At 40.7% G+C, this 15014-nt stretch carries 17 protein-coding genes and 1 tRNA gene; 14 read left to right on the top strand and 4 right to left on the bottom strand.

What is annotated here, in order from left to right:
* Positions 1-20 precede the first annotated feature (20 nt).
* The 9 genes from QXW63_04165 (at position 21) to QXW63_04125 (ending at position 6266) form a co-directional block, all read left to right on the top strand.
* Positions 21-479, top strand: a complete 459-nt coding sequence (locus tag QXW63_04165) for an Hsp20/alpha crystallin family protein (GenBank protein ID MEM3461088.1) — start codon at positions 21-23, stop codon at positions 477-479.
* 5 nt (positions 480-484) lie between these two features.
* Positions 485-925: an uL15 family ribosomal protein gene (locus QXW63_04160; protein MEM3461087.1), complete on the top strand. Its 441-nt coding sequence runs from the start codon at positions 485-487 to the stop codon at positions 923-925.
* A gap of 10 nt (positions 926-935) precedes the next feature.
* Positions 936-2348, top strand: coding sequence for a preprotein translocase subunit SecY (secY, locus tag QXW63_04155; protein ID MEM3461086.1), 1413 nt, complete (start codon positions 936-938; stop codon positions 2346-2348).
* A gap of 112 nt (positions 2349-2460) precedes the next feature.
* Complete coding sequence (locus QXW63_04150; GenBank protein MEM3461085.1) at positions 2461-2934, top strand: hypothetical protein; 474 nt, start codon at positions 2461-2463, stop codon at positions 2932-2934.
* Between the two features lie 14 nt (positions 2935-2948).
* Positions 2949-3218 (top strand): 50S ribosomal protein L34e, encoded by a 270-nt coding sequence (gene rpl34e, locus QXW63_04145; protein MEM3461084.1) that lies wholly within the window; start codon positions 2949-2951, stop codon positions 3216-3218.
* Between the two features lie 22 nt (positions 3219-3240).
* A complete protein-coding gene (locus tag QXW63_04140; GenBank protein MEM3461083.1) occupies positions 3241-3861 on the top strand; it encodes a cytidylate kinase family protein in 621 nt (206 codons plus the stop codon).
* Positions 3862-4556: 695 nt separating this feature from the next.
* The gene (locus QXW63_04135) at positions 4557-5684 is read left to right on the top strand and encodes a glycosyltransferase (GenBank protein ID MEM3461082.1); all 1128 of its coding nucleotides are present in this window, start codon (positions 4557-4559) and stop codon (positions 5682-5684) included.
* Entirely contained in the window at positions 5666-5899 is a 234-nt protein-coding gene (locus tag QXW63_04130) for a hypothetical protein (GenBank protein ID MEM3461081.1), read from the top strand. The genes QXW63_04135 and QXW63_04130 overlap by 19 nt, the downstream gene beginning before the upstream one ends.
* A gap of 91 nt (positions 5900-5990) precedes the next feature.
* A complete protein-coding gene (locus QXW63_04125; protein MEM3461080.1) occupies positions 5991-6266 on the top strand; it encodes a hypothetical protein in 276 nt (91 codons plus the stop codon).
* Here the strand turns inward: QXW63_04125 and QXW63_04120 are convergent.
* Positions 6241-7230: a radical SAM protein gene (locus tag QXW63_04120; protein MEM3461079.1), complete on the bottom strand. Its 990-nt coding sequence runs from the start codon at positions 7228-7230 to the stop codon at positions 6241-6243. The two genes, QXW63_04125 and QXW63_04120, sit on opposite strands and share 26 nt — an antisense overlap.
* A gap of 297 nt (positions 7231-7527) precedes the next feature.
* Between QXW63_04120 and QXW63_04115 the strand changes: the two genes are divergently transcribed.
* Positions 7528-8307, top strand: a complete 780-nt coding sequence (locus QXW63_04115) for a glycosyltransferase family 2 protein (GenBank protein ID MEM3461078.1) — start codon at positions 7528-7530, stop codon at positions 8305-8307.
* Here the strand turns inward: QXW63_04115 and QXW63_04110 are convergent.
* Genes QXW63_04110 through thrC form a run of 3 tightly spaced genes read right to left on the bottom strand, consistent with a single transcriptional unit; the run spans position 8272 to position 11503 of the window.
* Positions 8272-9279 (bottom strand): AIR synthase family protein, encoded by a 1008-nt coding sequence (locus QXW63_04110; GenBank protein MEM3461077.1) that lies wholly within the window; start codon positions 9277-9279, stop codon positions 8272-8274. The two genes, QXW63_04115 and QXW63_04110, sit on opposite strands and share 36 nt — an antisense overlap.
* A 29-nt stretch (positions 9280-9308) precedes the next feature.
* Positions 9309-10052 (bottom strand): ECF transporter S component, encoded by a 744-nt coding sequence (locus QXW63_04105; GenBank protein MEM3461076.1) that lies wholly within the window; start codon positions 10050-10052, stop codon positions 9309-9311.
* 50 nt (positions 10053-10102) lie between these two features.
* Entirely contained in the window at positions 10103-11503 is a 1401-nt protein-coding gene (gene thrC / locus QXW63_04100; protein MEM3461075.1) for a threonine synthase, read from the bottom strand.
* A gap of 145 nt (positions 11504-11648) precedes the next feature.
* Between thrC and QXW63_04095 the strand changes: the two genes are divergently transcribed.
* The 4 genes from QXW63_04095 (at position 11649) to QXW63_04080 (ending at position 15012) form a co-directional block, all read left to right on the top strand.
* On the top strand, positions 11649-12032 hold the full coding sequence (locus tag QXW63_04095; GenBank protein MEM3461074.1) for a hypothetical protein: 384 nt from the start codon (positions 11649-11651) through the stop codon (positions 12030-12032).
* A gap of 107 nt (positions 12033-12139) precedes the next feature.
* Positions 12140-13834: an ATP-dependent DNA ligase gene (locus tag QXW63_04090; GenBank protein MEM3461073.1), complete on the top strand. Its 1695-nt coding sequence runs from the start codon at positions 12140-12142 to the stop codon at positions 13832-13834.
* 30 nt (positions 13835-13864) lie between these two features.
* Positions 13865-14902 carry a HesA/MoeB/ThiF family protein gene (locus QXW63_04085; GenBank protein MEM3461072.1) on the top strand — a complete coding sequence of 346 codons (1038 nt, stop codon included), beginning with the start codon at positions 13865-13867 and terminating at the stop codon, positions 14900-14902.
* A gap of 37 nt (positions 14903-14939) precedes the next feature.
* Positions 14940-15012: transfer RNA gene (locus QXW63_04080), tRNA-Cys, on the top strand.
* Positions 15013-15014 lie beyond the last annotated feature (2 nt).

Here is a 15014-nt window from a genome sequence, read left to right as displayed (position 1 = left end):
CCGTTGAGGAGAAAGTGAGATTGAGCGCGAAATGGCGAAGAAGTAAAAAGCATTCAAAATGGCTAGACATTTTAAAAAATGCAAATCAAACTAGAAGCAGAAAACCCCGTCAAATGCTTCCAATTAGGAACTTGAGGGTTAAAAGGCAAGCTCATCTCTACACGTTCAAAATGCCTAAGGCGCGTATAGAAAGAGCATGGAGAGAACCTAAACCTCTTATAGACATTCTTGAAGAAAACGATGAAATTATTGTCGTCACCGAGTTCACGGGATTCAATAAAGAAAATCTGAAAATTCACGTGAAAAACCAAAAATTAACCTTATCCGCAGAAAGTCCAGAACGCAAATACTATAAAAGTTTAAATCTTCCTAAAAGAGTGATTCCAGACAAAATACACACGAAATATAAGAACGGTGTGCTCGAAATCCGACTAAAAAAAGATGTTGAAGAAAAAGCGATAGATAAGCTGGCTGGTTAAAGAAAATGCCGCATAAACTCAGAAAAATCAGGAAAAAACGCGGTTCCAGAACTCAAGGCTACGGCAGAGTAGGACAGCATAGAAAATCCGGGTCCAAAGGCTACCGCAAAGCTGGACGGCACAAACACGGCTGGTCATACGTTATAAGATACGAACCAGACTATTTCGAGAAAAAAGGGTTCACTTCTCCTAAGAGCCTCAGACAAAAAGAAAATATAATAAATGTTGGAAAACTTGACGAAATAGCCGAAAAAATGTCAACAAGTAAAGAAAAAGGTAAAATTTTGATAGATTTAGAAAATATGGGTTATACTAAACTTCTCGGCACCGGCAAAGTCACAAAACCACTTATCATCAAAGTCTCCTCTTGCTCCAAATCCGCCGCAGAAAAAATAAAGAAAGCCGGTGGAGAGGTTCAAATGGAGGCTGTAGAACCACAGGAGTAGTTGCTAGTACATGGCAGGCAGATTTCTAAACCTTTTCAAACCAATTGCAAGGATTATTCCAGAAATTAAGGCCCCGGAGCGAAAGGTGCGTTTTAACGAGAAACTTTTCTGGACAGCGCTCGTTCTAATAGTCTATTTGGTCATGTCTGAAGTTCCGTTGTACGGTATTCCTTCTGGGCAAGCGCCAGAACTTGCAGCTCTTCGTGTAATCTTTGCTTCTCATAGCGGCACTCTTATGGAGCTCGGCATAGGCCCCATAGTCACGGCGGGTTTAATATTGCAACTTCTAGTAGGCTCTGCCATGATAGAATGCGACATGTCAAACCCCGAAGACAGAAGCTTATTCACCACAGCCAGCAAAGTGTTTTCAATAGTTCTTACAGGCGTCCAAGCTTCCGCATATATACTTGGCGGAATGTATGGCGCATTGTCAGGCCCGACGGCTGTAATAGTTTTTCTACAGCTTATAGCAGCAGGAATAATTATTCTACTTCTGGATGAGCTTCTCCAAAAAGGATGGGGATTCGGCAGCGGAATAAGCCTTTTCATAATGGCCGGAGTGGCTCAAGTAATATTTTGGGACAGTTTTGCACTAATTCCTTTAGATGAATTTGGTGCTCGCGGTTTCTTCGTAGCCTTAACACAGACTTTGGCAAGCGGACAATCAGTAGGAGGTCTCTTAATTAGAGGAGGAAATCCTTCCATAATCGGTTTCATAGCTACAATTGCGGCTTTTCTAATTATAATTTATATGGAAGGTGTAAGAGTTGAGCTACCTTTATCATACGCTGGCTACCGAGGCTTCCGCAGCAGATATCCAATAAAGCTTCTCTACGTGTCCAACCTTCCAGTAATCTTTGCATCCGCCCTCTTCGCAAATATATACTTGTTTTCTCAAATCTTCTGGAGTATGTTTAACCCAAATAACACAAACCCATGGCTCAACCTTCTAGGAATGTATAAAATTGTAAATAACAGACCTCAACCAGCCGGAGGTCTTGTGTACTATGTGACTTCTCCTCGCAGTTTAGACCAGGTCATGGCAGACCCACTTAGGGCTGTGGGATATCTTGGAATCCTCGTTGCTTTTTGTATTGTTTTCTCACTTACATGGCTTGAAGTCGGCGGTCTAGGGCCCTCCACAGTATCTAAGCAGCTTGTTGACGCTGGCATGCAAATTCCTGGATACAGACGCTCAGGAAAAGCTGTAGAATCCATTCTTAAACGTTATATTCCAACAGTCACAGTACTTGGCGGAATAATCGTAGCATTGATTGCTGGCATTACGGACTTTTTTGGAGTTTTCGGTTCTGGAATGGGTATTTTGCTTTCCGTTGGCATAATTTACCAATATTATGAAATATTGATGCAGGAAAGAGCCTCAGAAATGTATCCTGCTTTCAGACGAATCTTTGGAGAATAGACCAAATAGTGACTATAATGTTTCTTTAAGACGTTTTAATAAAAATAGTTATTAATGAAAAAGGTAAACAAAAGAGGTGAGATGTGAAACTTAAAGAACGTGAGGATGACGAATGAACTTCATTGAATGGTTGTCAATGCCAGAGGCGCCTGGAGCCACAATAATAATCATGTGTATTTGTGTAACCATTTCACTTATCAATTCCTCCATCAACCGCTTTCTCATAGCTAAACTTGTTGGTTGGGAACAATATAGAGCAATGCAGAAGGAAATAGCTGAACATCGCGCCTTGAGCACACAAGCATTGCGCACACAAGATAAGAAGTTGCTTGAGAAATTGAAGAAGAAAGAGTCAGAAATTCTTAGCATGCAGAAAAAAATGGCTAGACCCCAGCTTGTTCTATTTGTTCTTTCTTTCTCTTACATCTTTGTTTGGTGGTTTGTGCTTGGACCCGCATACGCTGGTAACGCCGTAGCAATTATTCCGGGCATTGGAAAGATAGACCTATTTTGGTGGTACTTTATCTGTTCATTTGCTTTTGGAACTATTTCATCGCGCGTTTTAGGTATTATACCTATAGAATAAGGAAGTGAAGCATCATGCCTCAACCTCATTTACGTGCGAGAAGCAAAAGAAAATTAAAAGCGGCAGTGCCAGGCGGTAAAAGTAGAATACACTACATAAAAACTGCTCCATCTGTAGCATCATGCTCTTTATGTAGTCGACCCTTAGGTGGAATATCACGTATGGCAACTGTAGAAATACGTAAGCTTAACAGAAGCAAAAGAAGAATTTGGCGGCTCTACGGTGGACAAGTCTGCACTAACTGTGTAAGAAAGGCTATAAGGCAAGCTGCAAGAACCGTTTAACAACACTTTCTGGAGAAAAACAATGGCCGCAAACAAAAAACTAGAGAAGAAAAGTGGAAAATCCATAGTTCTTTGCATCAGTGGAATGGCAGGAAGTGGAAAAAGCACTTTGGCAAGAAGACTCGCTGAAAAGTATGGGTTAAAATATTATTCTGGTGGAGATGCACTAAAAATGCTTGCTGAAGAGGAAGGTTATCGAATTTTGAAACGCGGTTGGTGGGAAAGCCGTGAGGGATTGCGCTTTTTAGAAAGAAGAGAAAAAAATTCGAAGTTTGATAAGGCGGTTGACGAGAAACTTTTAGAACTAGCAAAACAAGGAAATGTGATTTTGGATAGTTGGACGATGCCTTGGCTTGCTAAAAAAGGTTTTAAAATATGGTTAGAGGCTTCTCCCGAAAAGCGTGCGGAAAGAATAGCGAAAAGAGACAAGATAAGTGTTAAAGAAGCTTTAAAGGCTTTGCGAATTAAAGAGAGAGGAACAAAGGCTATTTACAAAAAGCTTTATGGTTTTAAACTTGGAGAAGATTTCAGTCCTTTCCATGTAATTCTGGATACTGAATACTTGGACGCAGATGAAGTGTTCGAAGTCTTGTGCATGGTAATCGATAATCTCTGGCAATTGGAGAATAACGAGAACTTGTGATGTCCAATTTTTCTTATAGGTAAAGGCAAAGGTTTTTATCTGATTACTTCTGGACGGCGGGTTTTTGCGCAAATTTTAAAAAGGTTCTAGAATTATCTTCTAGATTATTTTTCTATAAATAACTTCCAATTTGCCCGTGTAAAGGTGATAAGGATGAACGAAAGCAAATCGAGACTAAACCATGTTATCTTCGGGATTTTAGCAAGTACAATAGTTTCATGTCTACTTTTCTTTTTTTCCTACATCAATACCGAATCTGCTGTCGCCTTGGCGATATTCAATTTTCTTTTTGGCTCCTTAATTTTTCCATTATCGGGAGCATTAAAAAGAAAATTTTGCATTCTTGCAATCGGTAATGCCATTTGTTTCGTCTGGAACTATATCTTCTTTTTATTCGTTACAGTCTCCGCTTTTTACTTTGGTGATTTCCTTAAGGTTCTATACATCATTTTGAATCCTTTTTTGAATGCGTTATGGATTGTTTCATTTTGGTCGATGAGTTTGACGTTCCTACGTACTTCCAAGCAAGAGGTTTAAACTTTGATAATCGCAATTATAGACTCCTTATTTCTTCTTTTGTCAGCTATAACGATAACTTACCTTATTCGGCACTATATTTTTACCTTTGCAGTTCTTAAAAACACTCAAAACCTAGAAGCTCCACTACTATAGGAAGCGTTACGTACCAGCCTAGCGTGTCGATTCTAATTCCTGCACGCAATGAAGAAAAGGTGATTGGAAGGCTACTTCAGAGATTAACTGAACTGACTTATCCCAAAGATAAGATGCAAGTAATAGTTATTGATGATGCCTCAGCAGATAAAACTGGAAGAATAGCGGATGAGTACACAAAAGTCTACAGCTACATTGAAGTTATACATCGAAACAAAGATGAAGGAGGACGCGGAAAAGCCTCAGCCCTCAATGCCGGGCTTAAACATGCAAAAAACGAAATTATACTCTGCTTCGACGCAGACTATTACCCACAAAGAGACATCATAGAAAAACTCGTAAGCGTTTTCTCTGACCCCAAAGTTGGAGCAGTGCAAGGCAGAGTTACAGTGCTGAACGAGCCTCAAAATCTGGTAACAAGACTCGTGGCTTTAGAAAGAATAGGTGGATATCGTATAGATCAACAAGCTCGCCAAAGCCTTGGACTAATACCGCAATTTGGAGGTACAGTAGGTGGTTTCCGCCATAGTCTCTTGGAACGTTTAGGCGGGTGGGACGAATCAATCTTAGCTGAAGACACAGATTTGACTTTTTGCGCTTATCTTTTAGGATATAAGGTTTGCTATGTGAATGACGCTGAATGTTATGAGGAAGCAGTTGAAAACTGGCGCGATTACTGGAAGCAGAGATATAGATGGGCAAAAGGGCATATGCAGTGTTTTTTCAAGCACTGGCTTAGCGTGTTGAGAAGCGATAAATTAAGAGTTAGAGAGAAAATTGATGGTTTGCTTTTGTTGAACATTTATTTCATGCCAGTTTGGGTTTTGCTTTCGTGGATCATAGGGATTCCGTTTTTCTTCTTTAAATGCTCCCAAGAATTTAGCGTTCAATGGACGCTTGTACCAATTACACTTTACAGTTTTGTCGGAAATTTTGCACCATTTTTTGAGGTAGGTGCCAGCGTATATTTGGATGGTAGAACCAGGACCAACCGATTGATTCCGCTGTTACTTTTCACTTTTCTGTATAACACCCTCATATGCTCGAAAGCTTTCATCGACTTGCTAACATCAAAAATCACCAAGAAAAACACTAATCACTGGGAAAGAACAAACCACACAGGAAATGGCGATTGTTACCTCATAAAGTAATCATTTTCAAAGAAACAGGCAAACAAAAACCTGTAATACGCACATTTCTCTTGATTCTGTTCCACAACTCTTTTAAATTGAACGTATGTAACAACATCATCAGCATGGAAATTTTCAACATCGAGGACGACAACGATAAAGAAAAGCAAGTTTCTGAAGCATTGAGACTCTTATGGAAAGAATGTTTTCTAGAAGACATCGAAGCATTTTCTTAAAAGCAGACATGGCAAAGGATTCAAGTAAAAGTAGTCAGTAACTTTGAAAAAATTTTAATACACATTGCGATGACTAGTTTTAGAGGTAACAATGATTCTGAATCAGACTTCGACCACATTTATCCTATTGGTTTCCGGAGTTATAACTTTCATAATCATAATGCTATTACCTGCGCTTTTTGAACTGATAAAGCCAAAAGATGCAGGACCAAGAATAATAATGGATGACGTAATCATTATGCAGTATCTACCGAAAAAGAAACTTCTTCCCTTACAAAGCATAGAAGAAGAAAAGCTCGGATTGGACCATGCAATTCTCAAGAAAATAACTGAAATTATCGCTATTTTGCCAAATTTAGAGGCATAATTTTACTTTTCTTTAAGAAGTGACTGGCGTTTTTCCATTGTTCTTTAACAATTTGGAGGTTACCCGCAACGCTTCCGTGAATAGAATAGAAAATATAGCACATATAAGTACAACTAGTGCAGTTGCTGTATATTCTCCGTAAGTTCTCAAATTTTGGACTGTTCCATGCATCGGGCAAGTCAAATATAGACGCCACGGGGTTATGCAAGTGACATCCGGCAACTCTGCCAAGATGATCTATCACAAAAAAGTTCTGCAGTGCACGACACTTCCATGTCCTTTTCCCCGTCAAGTAAAGATTCTTAAGAGAGCTCAGCAATTTAGAGGTCATAAAAATTTTGCTGTTTTTCTTCTTTAACGCCAAAAGAGAATCGCAAAGCTCAACCATCGCTTTGTTGTCAACAATTGCGAATTCATCGTTTTTCTTGCCTATCTTAAAAATTTGGTCAGGGTCACTAGAAAAATCGTAGGAGTACAAGCAATACCAAACTGGAATGTCCCTACTTAGAAAGTAGTTTGTGAAATCTAAAATTTCGTATAGATTAAATTGTGAAATGGTTGGGGAAACGCTGACGGAGATGCCTTCTTTCCGAAGTTTTTCAACGGCTTCCACTGCATTTTTCCATGCATTTCTTACGCCTCTAATATAGTCGTTTTTTTCTGGGTGTAGGCTATCAATTGAGATTGCGACGAAGTCAGCATGTCGCAAGGCGTCAATTTTTTTTGCAGCCATACTCCCATTGTCGTAAACTGTTGTGATGAAGAATTTGGAGGCGTATTCTATGATTTCGTCTATGTCTTCTCGTAAAAGTGGGTTTCCGCCGGACAACACGACTTCCATTACGCCAAGTTTGCGGAGAATATCTAATCCCGCTTTTACTTTTTCAGTCGGCAATTCTCTATTGTCTTGTTCTCGCCAGACATTGCATCCTTTACAGCGGTAATTACATTTTCTCGTGATCATCCATTGCACATGATAAGGTCTGTTAGGTGTTAGAGAACGAACCATGATACTAGTAGCTTTTTCTAAAGTCATCACTGGTTATGCACACCGTACATTATATTATAGCCAACCGAGTAATAAAATCAAGAAGCTATTTAAGAATATAAGGTTAAAGCTGTATGAATCTGCGATAAATGTTGCTACAAGCCTTTTTGCCATAATCTAAGAGTTAAAGATAAATCGTGGTCTTTTTAAATAATCTAAAACACATGTAATGGCTTAAGTATCCAAATCTTGGTAAAAATCGAGGATAACTTCATGGATCCGATAGATGTTGTAATGCTTACAAAAAACAGCGAACATATACTGAATAAATGCTTAGCGTCAATTTATGAAAACGTCCCTGTTAAACGTTTGATAGTTGTTGACGGTTTTTCAACTGATAACACGTTGAGTATTATTAGTGAATTGAATAAGAAATATGGGAACGTCAAGGTCATAACTGAAAATGGTTCGAGGGCTAAAGCGAGAGAGAGGGGAATAAAAGAAGTAGAGACAGAATGGTTCATGTTTGCGGACAGTGACGTAATACTCTGCAAAGACTGGTTTGCGAAGGCTGAAAAATGTATTGCAGAGGATGTTGGTGCAGTTTGGGGATTAAACATTGATGTCATACAAATGGTGAAAAACAGATTTTTACTACATTCTCTTATGCTGGTTGCGAGAGATTGCTTTAATCTCAGAGGAGGAATGCATGACACGCTCATTAGACGCGAACTTGTAGAAGACATTAAGATTCCAGAGAAATTACATGCTTATGAAGATGCGTATATTGTGAATTGGATTAAGAAGAAAGGCTACCGGGTCATCATAGGAGATGATATTTACTGTTTGCATTATAGACCATCTGAAGATTGGAACTTGAAAGAAAGTATTTCGTTAGCTGCATTAGAAATAAAATGTGGTTTAGCCTATAGCCATATTTTTAGATACGCCTTTTACTATCCATTCTTCTTGTTTTACTGGTTTTTGCAGCTGTTAAACAAGAAATCAGGAAATTTTTCATCTTTGAATGGCAGTCCAAAGGTGATCAGATAAAGGTCTTGGTAAAGCACTGATTTTGCCCCCTTCCTTTACGATTATACGTTTATGCGAGTTCTTTGAGAATTCACCGATAATAGATGCGCGAATCTGTTGTTCTTCTAGGCGGTCAGTTATTTTTGTTGCAATTTCTGGTTTAGCAGAGATTAATAAGGCTCCAGAGCTGATTAATTGTAATGGATCAATTTTGAAGAATTTGCATATTTCCAAGGTTTCTTTACTTATTGGAATTTTCTCTTCGAAGATTTTGAAGCCTAGGTTTGATGCGTCTGCCATTTCGTGTATTCCTCCTGCTATTCCGCCTTCGGTTGGGTCGTGCATGGCGTTGACGCCGCCTGTTTTGTAGGCGGTTATGGCTTCTTTGACGACGCTTATTTGGTAGAAAAACTTTTTAGCTTTTTTCAATAGTGATGCATTAATGGCTTTTTTTAATTGTTGTTCTTTGTCCGAGGCGAGTATAGCTGTGCCTTCGATTGCCGCGGTTTTGGTCATTATTAATTTGTCTCCGGGTTTAGCGCCGCCTGCTGTTACATATTTTCCTTTTTCTGTTATGCCCATTGCGCAGCCCACAACTATTGGGTGTGACAGTCCAAGAGCTACTTCGCAATGTCCTCCGGCTATTGCCATTCCCAACTGTTTTGCGGCTTTATCCATTTGGATGCATATAGTTTCAACGGCTTTTTTGTCTGCTTTTTCTGGAAGCAGTATGCATGAGAAGAAAAATGCTGGTTCTACGCCAAATGTTGAGATGTCGTTTGCGTTGATGTTTACTGCGAGCCAGCCTATGCGTTCTAATGCTCCGGTGATGGGGTCCATTGAAACAATCAGTGACTTATCACCAGCATCTATCACGGCGCCATCGATTCCAACGGAGGGACCTAAAACGACTTCTTTGCGTTTTACACCTAAATTTTTGAAAACGACCTCTCTCAAGATGTCTATGGGAATTTTGCCAAATGGTAGTTCCATGTTAACCCTCTGTGGACATTATTGTGGTTTTAGCTTTTAAGTTGTGGTAGACGCCGCAAAACAATTTTCGCTACAGGTATTGCGACGATTAGTCCAATAAGCATCTGCCCAATATTTACTGGAATCTCGGTTATAGCTACTACTTCGATTTGGAAGAGCGGGTAAATTAGGAACATTTGGTAGAGGAAATATCCCAATACCATGACAAAGCCGCCGACAATTACTGAAAAAATCATCCAGCCAAACTCTGGGTCCGTTAAAAGGCCTAGGGCAGCTATGGCTAAGGCTGTTATTATTCCGAGCGTTATCCATACCTCTGGAGGAACGTAAAAGGCGAATGTTCCCCAGCCTAGTGTGAGTTCTACGTCGCCGCTATAACGGGTAGTGCCAACCCAGCCTAGCAAGAAACCTGCAACGATACCTAAAGCTAAAGTCAAAAACTTCCATTGAATCTTGGTGCAGAAACTCGGATTTTTCCTCTTAAGTGTTCCTACAACAGCGCCTTCACAAGCCTTGATTATCAGCGTGGCTGGTGCGTAGTGTGGATAACCTAAGATTAGGTCAGCCAACATTGAGCCTACTCCGCCGGCGAAGGCTCCCACGAAAGGTCCAAAAAGAAGAGCGGAAAGAAAAACCATGGACTCGCCTATATTGAAGAACCCTTCTGTTGCAGGTACGTATATGGAAAAGAGAATTGTTACAACGCAAACAAGTGCTGTGAAGACTGCTGTAACTGCTAAACTGCGTGTTGACATTTTGTTATTTACCAGCATTTTTATCACGTTTTAGTATAGCTGTAACTATACTATATTAGTTTTTCGAGTCAGAGCAGAAGTTTCACATCATCTATTGCATGTAAAACTTTTTTACCTCGTTGCGTTATTTTAAAAAACCTCTTCCTTTCTTTTTCATAACCAGTTATCAATCCTTTTTCTGAAAGCTCGCTGAGGTGTTGGTAGATTGCTGCTCTCGTCATTGTTTTGCCCAGCTTTTTCCACAAATCATAACCATACGTGTCTTTTTCTTTTAGGGCTCGCAATATCTTTTCTTTTGTGCTCAGTTCTAAGCCGAGGACTGCTGTTTTTTGTTTTTTAGTCAATGCTTGAAGTACGTCTGTGGCTTTGAGCCCGCTTCCCGTAATTAAGGATACAACAGTGTCTTTTCTGCCTATTTTTTCTTCCTCAACGAGTTTTTTCAATGCTGCAATTGTAGCGGAGCTTGCTGGTTCCGCGAAAATTCCTTCGAATTTGGCTATTTGAAGCTCTGCTGCAAAAATTTCTGCGTCTGAAACAGTCAAGGCTAAACCATTCGATTCCTTTAAGGCTTTTATTGCTAACTCACCTTGCAACGGGTCTGCCACTAAAATGGCGAGCGCACGAGTGGATGGATTTCGTGTTTTTTCCACTTTGGCATATTCTTCTTTTAATGCTTTGACTATGGATGCGCAACCCTCTGGTTGGACGCCGACCATTTTCGGCAACGATTTTATTATTCCAAGTTGTTTAAGCTCCTTAAACCCTTTCCAGAGTGAGTAGATGGTTCCACCACTTCCTATAGACACTATGAGCCAATCTGGAACGCCCAACTGTTCGCACACTTCATAGGAAATTGTTTTCTGAGCTTCAATTGAAAGAGGATTCAGCTCCGCAGTAGCTTGATACCAACCGGTTTCATTGGCTAAAGCTTCGGCTTTGCGTATGGAGTCGTCAAGGATTTCGCCGAACTCTTCAATAACTGCGTCATAAGCAAGCATTTGGGCTAGTTTTCCGACATCAACAAGCTTGGGCACTATCACGTGGCATGTTAATCCTGCCTTTGCAGAGTAAGCAGCTAGAGAGGCGCCCATGTTTCCGTTAGATGCACAGATTAACGTGTTATGATGGAGGTCTATGGCGTTTGATGTGAGAAGAGCAGCTGCACGGTCTCTGTAGGAGTTTGTCGGATTGCGGGTTTCATCTTTCAAATACAACTCTTTCAATCCAAAGCTTTGGGCAAGCCTTTCTGCCTTGTGCAGAGGCGTTCCGCCTTCGCCTAGACTTACCATGTGCCGTACTGGCGGAAGCAGAGGCTTGTATCTCCAAAAACGTAATTGCCCAGAAAACTTGACTTTACCATTTCTAGATAAACCACTATCATACTCTAATGGTCCTTCGCATTTGTCACATTTAATTTTCAATGGATAAAGCGGAAATTTTGAACCGCATTGGATGCATCGGAGGTTCATGATTTTGCTCCACTAAATCGGTGCCAATAGTTATTTTGGTCTGAATGCTTTTTAATGTTTACAATTCTCTTTTGTGAGATTGCAGAATGGGAAAACCTAAATGCAAGTGTTATGCTGATAAATAGCAACTTGCGAGTTGACCATCATGAGTGAAGGAAAAGTGAAAGAAGACCCGGTTAAAATGCATAAGGATGCGAACACGCTTTACGAGACTGGCAAATACAAAGAGGCTATGGAGCTTTTCCTGCGAACTGCTGAGCTGTATCATAAAGTGCAGAACTATTTTGATTCTACTTCAATGCTTTACAAGGCTGGCGAATGCGCTTATGCATTAAAGGATTACGAAACTGCTGTTGAACATTTCCTTAAATCCGCAGACCTGTCTTTTCAAAAAGGATTTGACAGGTTCGGAGTAAGCGCGTTGGAATACGCCCGAGACTGTTATACGGCGATGAACAAGAAAGCGAAAGTCAAGGAAATCGAGAAGAAAATAAAGGAAGTTAAAGCAAAGCTGGAAGCCGCATTCTAAAAGACGCTCAATCAACTATCAACTTCTTTTTTAGCGGCGCGTCTAAAACAACTTTTATCTCTAGAATTAACAAATGAAGAATTAGAGATGTTTTAAAGGTAAACATTATGCCTACCTCCTTCAAGGCTCTGGCTGAATTGGGCGAAAAACTAGAAGCCACAACCAAAAGGCTTGAAATGATAGACTTTGTTTCGGATTTTCTGAGGAGTTTAGAGCCACAGGAAGTTGAGCCAGCGATATCTTTGCTTTTGGGCAGGGCTTTTCCAAAATGGAGTCCACGGGCGCTGGAGGTTAGCTGGGCAACTTTGAGCGATATAATAAAGCGCATCACCGGCGTTGAATGGAGTGTTTTTTCTGAAGCGTTCCGCAAGACTGGTGATGTAGGTTCAGCCACGAAAATTGTCTTTGAAGAGAGTAAGGTTAAGAGGCAAGTGACCCTTTTTGAAAGGGCATTAACTATTTTAGAGGTTAGGCGCAGTTTAGAATCCATTGCTGAAGTTTCTGGGCATGGTTCAAGAGAGAAGAAGGAACGCTTAATAGAATCGTTGTTGAGTTTGGCTTCGCCTTTGGAAGCTAAATATTTGATTAGGATTTTCATAAGTGGAATGCGAACTGGCTTTTATGAAGGGTTGATGGAGCAGGCAGTTTCGAAGGCTTTTCAGATTCCGCTTGAGACTGTGCAGAAGGCAAGCATGACTTTGGGCGATATTGGAGAAGTTGCTGCAATAGCCAAGATTGAAGGCAAAGAAGGCTTGGCGAAAATCAGCTTTAAAGTTTTCAGACCCGTGGGCCTCATGTTGGCTCAGATGACAAATGACATTACTGAAGCCTTGAAGGAGCATGACGGCAAAACAGCTTTCGAGTACAAGTTGGATGGCGCCAGAGTGCAGATTCACAAGCTTGATGATGAAGTGAGAATTTTTAGTCGCAGATTAACAGACGTTACTGAGAGCTTGCCCGAGATAGTTGAGATGACAAGAAAGAATGTTGGCGCAAAAGAGGTGATATTGGAGGGTGAAGTTATAGCTGTTGATGCAAATTGCAATCCTATTCCTTTTCAACATTTGATGCGGAGGTTCAGGCGAGTTCACGCGGTTGAGGATATGACTGAAAAGCTTCCGGTCAAACTTTACCTCTTTGACATTCTATATCTTAATGGAGAAAGCTTAATCACCCTTCCTTATCTGCAGCGAAGAAAAATTTTAACTGAAAACGCTGGCGAAATACCTTTAACAAAACAGTTAATTACCGACAAAACCGAAGAAGCTAAGCGTTTTCTTAAAGAGGCGATAGACGCTGGACATGAAGGGTTAATGGCTAAGAAACCCGACAGTCCCTACACGCCTGGGATTCGTGGAAAACGGTGGTTGAAGATAAAGCCTGTTCTCGAACCTTTAGATTTGGCTATTGTTGCAGCTGAGTATGGTTATGGCAGAAGGCGTGAGTGGCTCTCGGATTATTATTTGGCGGCGCGGGATGCTGAAAGTGGCGAGTTTTTGACTGTGGGTAAAACGTTTAAGGGCTTAACTGACGAGGAGTTTGCTGAAATAACTGGGCGACTTAAGGAGTTAGCCGTGAAGAAAGAGCATGGGAGAGTGGTTGTTGTTCCAAAGATAGTTGTTGAAGTAACATATAATGAGATTCAGAAAAGTCCAAAGTATGAGTGTGGTATGGCTTTGCGTTTTGCGCGGATAAACCGCATAAGATATGATAAGGCTCCAGAAGAAGTGGACACGATACAAAAAGTTAGAGAAATTTATGAGAAGCAGTTTTTGAAAAAAGGCAGATATAAGGCTGAATAACGCAATAGTAAGAGAGGAGAGCAGAAACAGATGCCTAAGATTCGAAAGATCCCTAAGTTTGATGAGTTTTACAGTCGCCAAATAATATTGAAAGAGTTTGGCAAGAAAGGACAAGAAGCGCTTGCACGGTCGAAGGTTGCGGTTGTCGGGCTTGGCGGTTTAGGCACTGCTTCATCGCTTTATTTGGCTCTTGCTGGCGTTGGGCATTTGCGTTTGATAGACCAGGACACTGTGGAATTGCATAACTTGCACAGGCAAGTCTTGTACAGTGTTGATGATTTGAGTTATCCGAAGGTTGAGGTTTCCGCTAAAAGATTGAAGAAGATTAATCCACTGGTGAATGTGGAGGCGGTTCCTGAAAACTTGAATGCAAGCAATGTTGAAAGGCTTCTTTCTGGCGTTGATTGTGTTGTTGACGGTTTGGATAACATGCGAACGCGCTATCTGATTAATCGTGCATGTGCAAAATTTAAGGTTCCTTATGTTTTTGGAGCCGCGATTGGAGTTGAAGGGAATCTTTCAGTTTTTGCTCCGCCTGAAACGCCCTGTTTAGAGTGTGTTTTTCCAAACGTCAGCGATGAGGAGTTGCTGACATGTGATGTGCGCGGGGTGCTCGGCGCAACACCCGGAATTATTGGGACAATGCAAGCGATGGAAACCATAAAAGTTTTGGCTGGTATGGGGGCTCCTTTGAAGAGCAAGTTTATGATTTGCGATTTTAATGACATGTATTTTACGACAATTGACATTTTCAAAAGAGACGGCTGTCCAGCATGTCAAGGCGACGTTACTTTAGGGGTTAAGGAGAAGCTTGTTTGGTTGTGTGGGCGGGAAACAGTTAATGTGAATCCAGAGAAGCCGTTAAAACTGAACCTTAACGAAATCTACGAAACAGTTAAGCAGCTTTTCAGAGTTCGTGTAAAATCTCACTTTGCAATTATTTTTGACTATAAAAATTTTGAAATCAGCCTTTTCAACGGTGGACGCATGTTAATAAAGAATGTTAAAGACGAGAAATCAGCTTTAGAAGTCTATAAGGAAATCAATAAGAAGCTTGGGATAGGCTAAACAAACATTTATAGGTGTTAATTCAGAGTTTTATGATGCCGGGGTGGCCGAACGGTTCAGGCGGCGGCCTGCAGAGCCGCTATATGTGGGTTCAACTCCCATCCCCGGCTTC

This window comes from Candidatus Bathyarchaeia archaeon (assembly GCA_038873195.1).
Lineage (GTDB): Archaea > Thermoproteota > Bathyarchaeia > Bathyarchaeales > Bathycorpusculaceae > DSLH01.
This window is presented reverse-complemented; position numbering and strand designations above follow the sequence as displayed.

Bases quoted from the DNA above. Each gene is read 5' to 3' on its own strand.
- QXW63_04160 (MEM3461087.1), top strand. From the start codon at position 485: ATGCCGCATAAACTCAGAAAAATCAGGAAAAAACGCGGTTCCAGAACT.
- secY (MEM3461086.1), top strand. From the start codon at position 936: ATGGCAGGCAGATTTCTAAACCTTTTCAAACCAATTGCAAGGATTATT.
- QXW63_04150 (MEM3461085.1), top strand. From the start codon at position 2,461: ATGAACTTCATTGAATGGTTGTCAATGCCAGAGGCGCCTGGAGCCACA.
- rpl34e (MEM3461084.1), top strand. From the start codon at position 2,949: ATGCCTCAACCTCATTTACGTGCGAGAAGCAAAAGAAAATTAAAAGCG.
- QXW63_04140 (MEM3461083.1), top strand. From the start codon at position 3,241: ATGGCCGCAAACAAAAAACTAGAGAAGAAAAGTGGAAAATCCATAGTT.
- QXW63_04125 (MEM3461080.1), top strand. From the start codon at position 5,991: ATGATTCTGAATCAGACTTCGACCACATTTATCCTATTGGTTTCCGGA.
- QXW63_04120 (MEM3461079.1), bottom strand. From the start codon at position 7,230: ATGATCACGAGAAAATGTAATTACCGCTGTAAAGGATGCAATGTCTGG.
- QXW63_04115 (MEM3461078.1), top strand. From the start codon at position 7,528: ATGGATCCGATAGATGTTGTAATGCTTACAAAAAACAGCGAACATATA.
- QXW63_04110 (MEM3461077.1), bottom strand. From the start codon at position 9,279: ATGGAACTACCATTTGGCAAAATTCCCATAGACATCTTGAGAGAGGTC.
- QXW63_04105 (MEM3461076.1), bottom strand. From the start codon at position 10,052: ATGCTGGTAAATAACAAAATGTCAACACGCAGTTTAGCAGTTACAGCA.
- thrC (MEM3461075.1), bottom strand. From the start codon at position 11,503: ATGAACCTCCGATGCATCCAATGCGGTTCAAAATTTCCGCTTTATCCA.
- QXW63_04095 (MEM3461074.1), top strand. From the start codon at position 11,649: ATGAGTGAAGGAAAAGTGAAAGAAGACCCGGTTAAAATGCATAAGGAT.
- QXW63_04090 (MEM3461073.1), top strand. From the start codon at position 12,140: ATGCCTACCTCCTTCAAGGCTCTGGCTGAATTGGGCGAAAAACTAGAA.
- QXW63_04085 (MEM3461072.1), top strand. From the start codon at position 13,865: ATGCCTAAGATTCGAAAGATCCCTAAGTTTGATGAGTTTTACAGTCGC.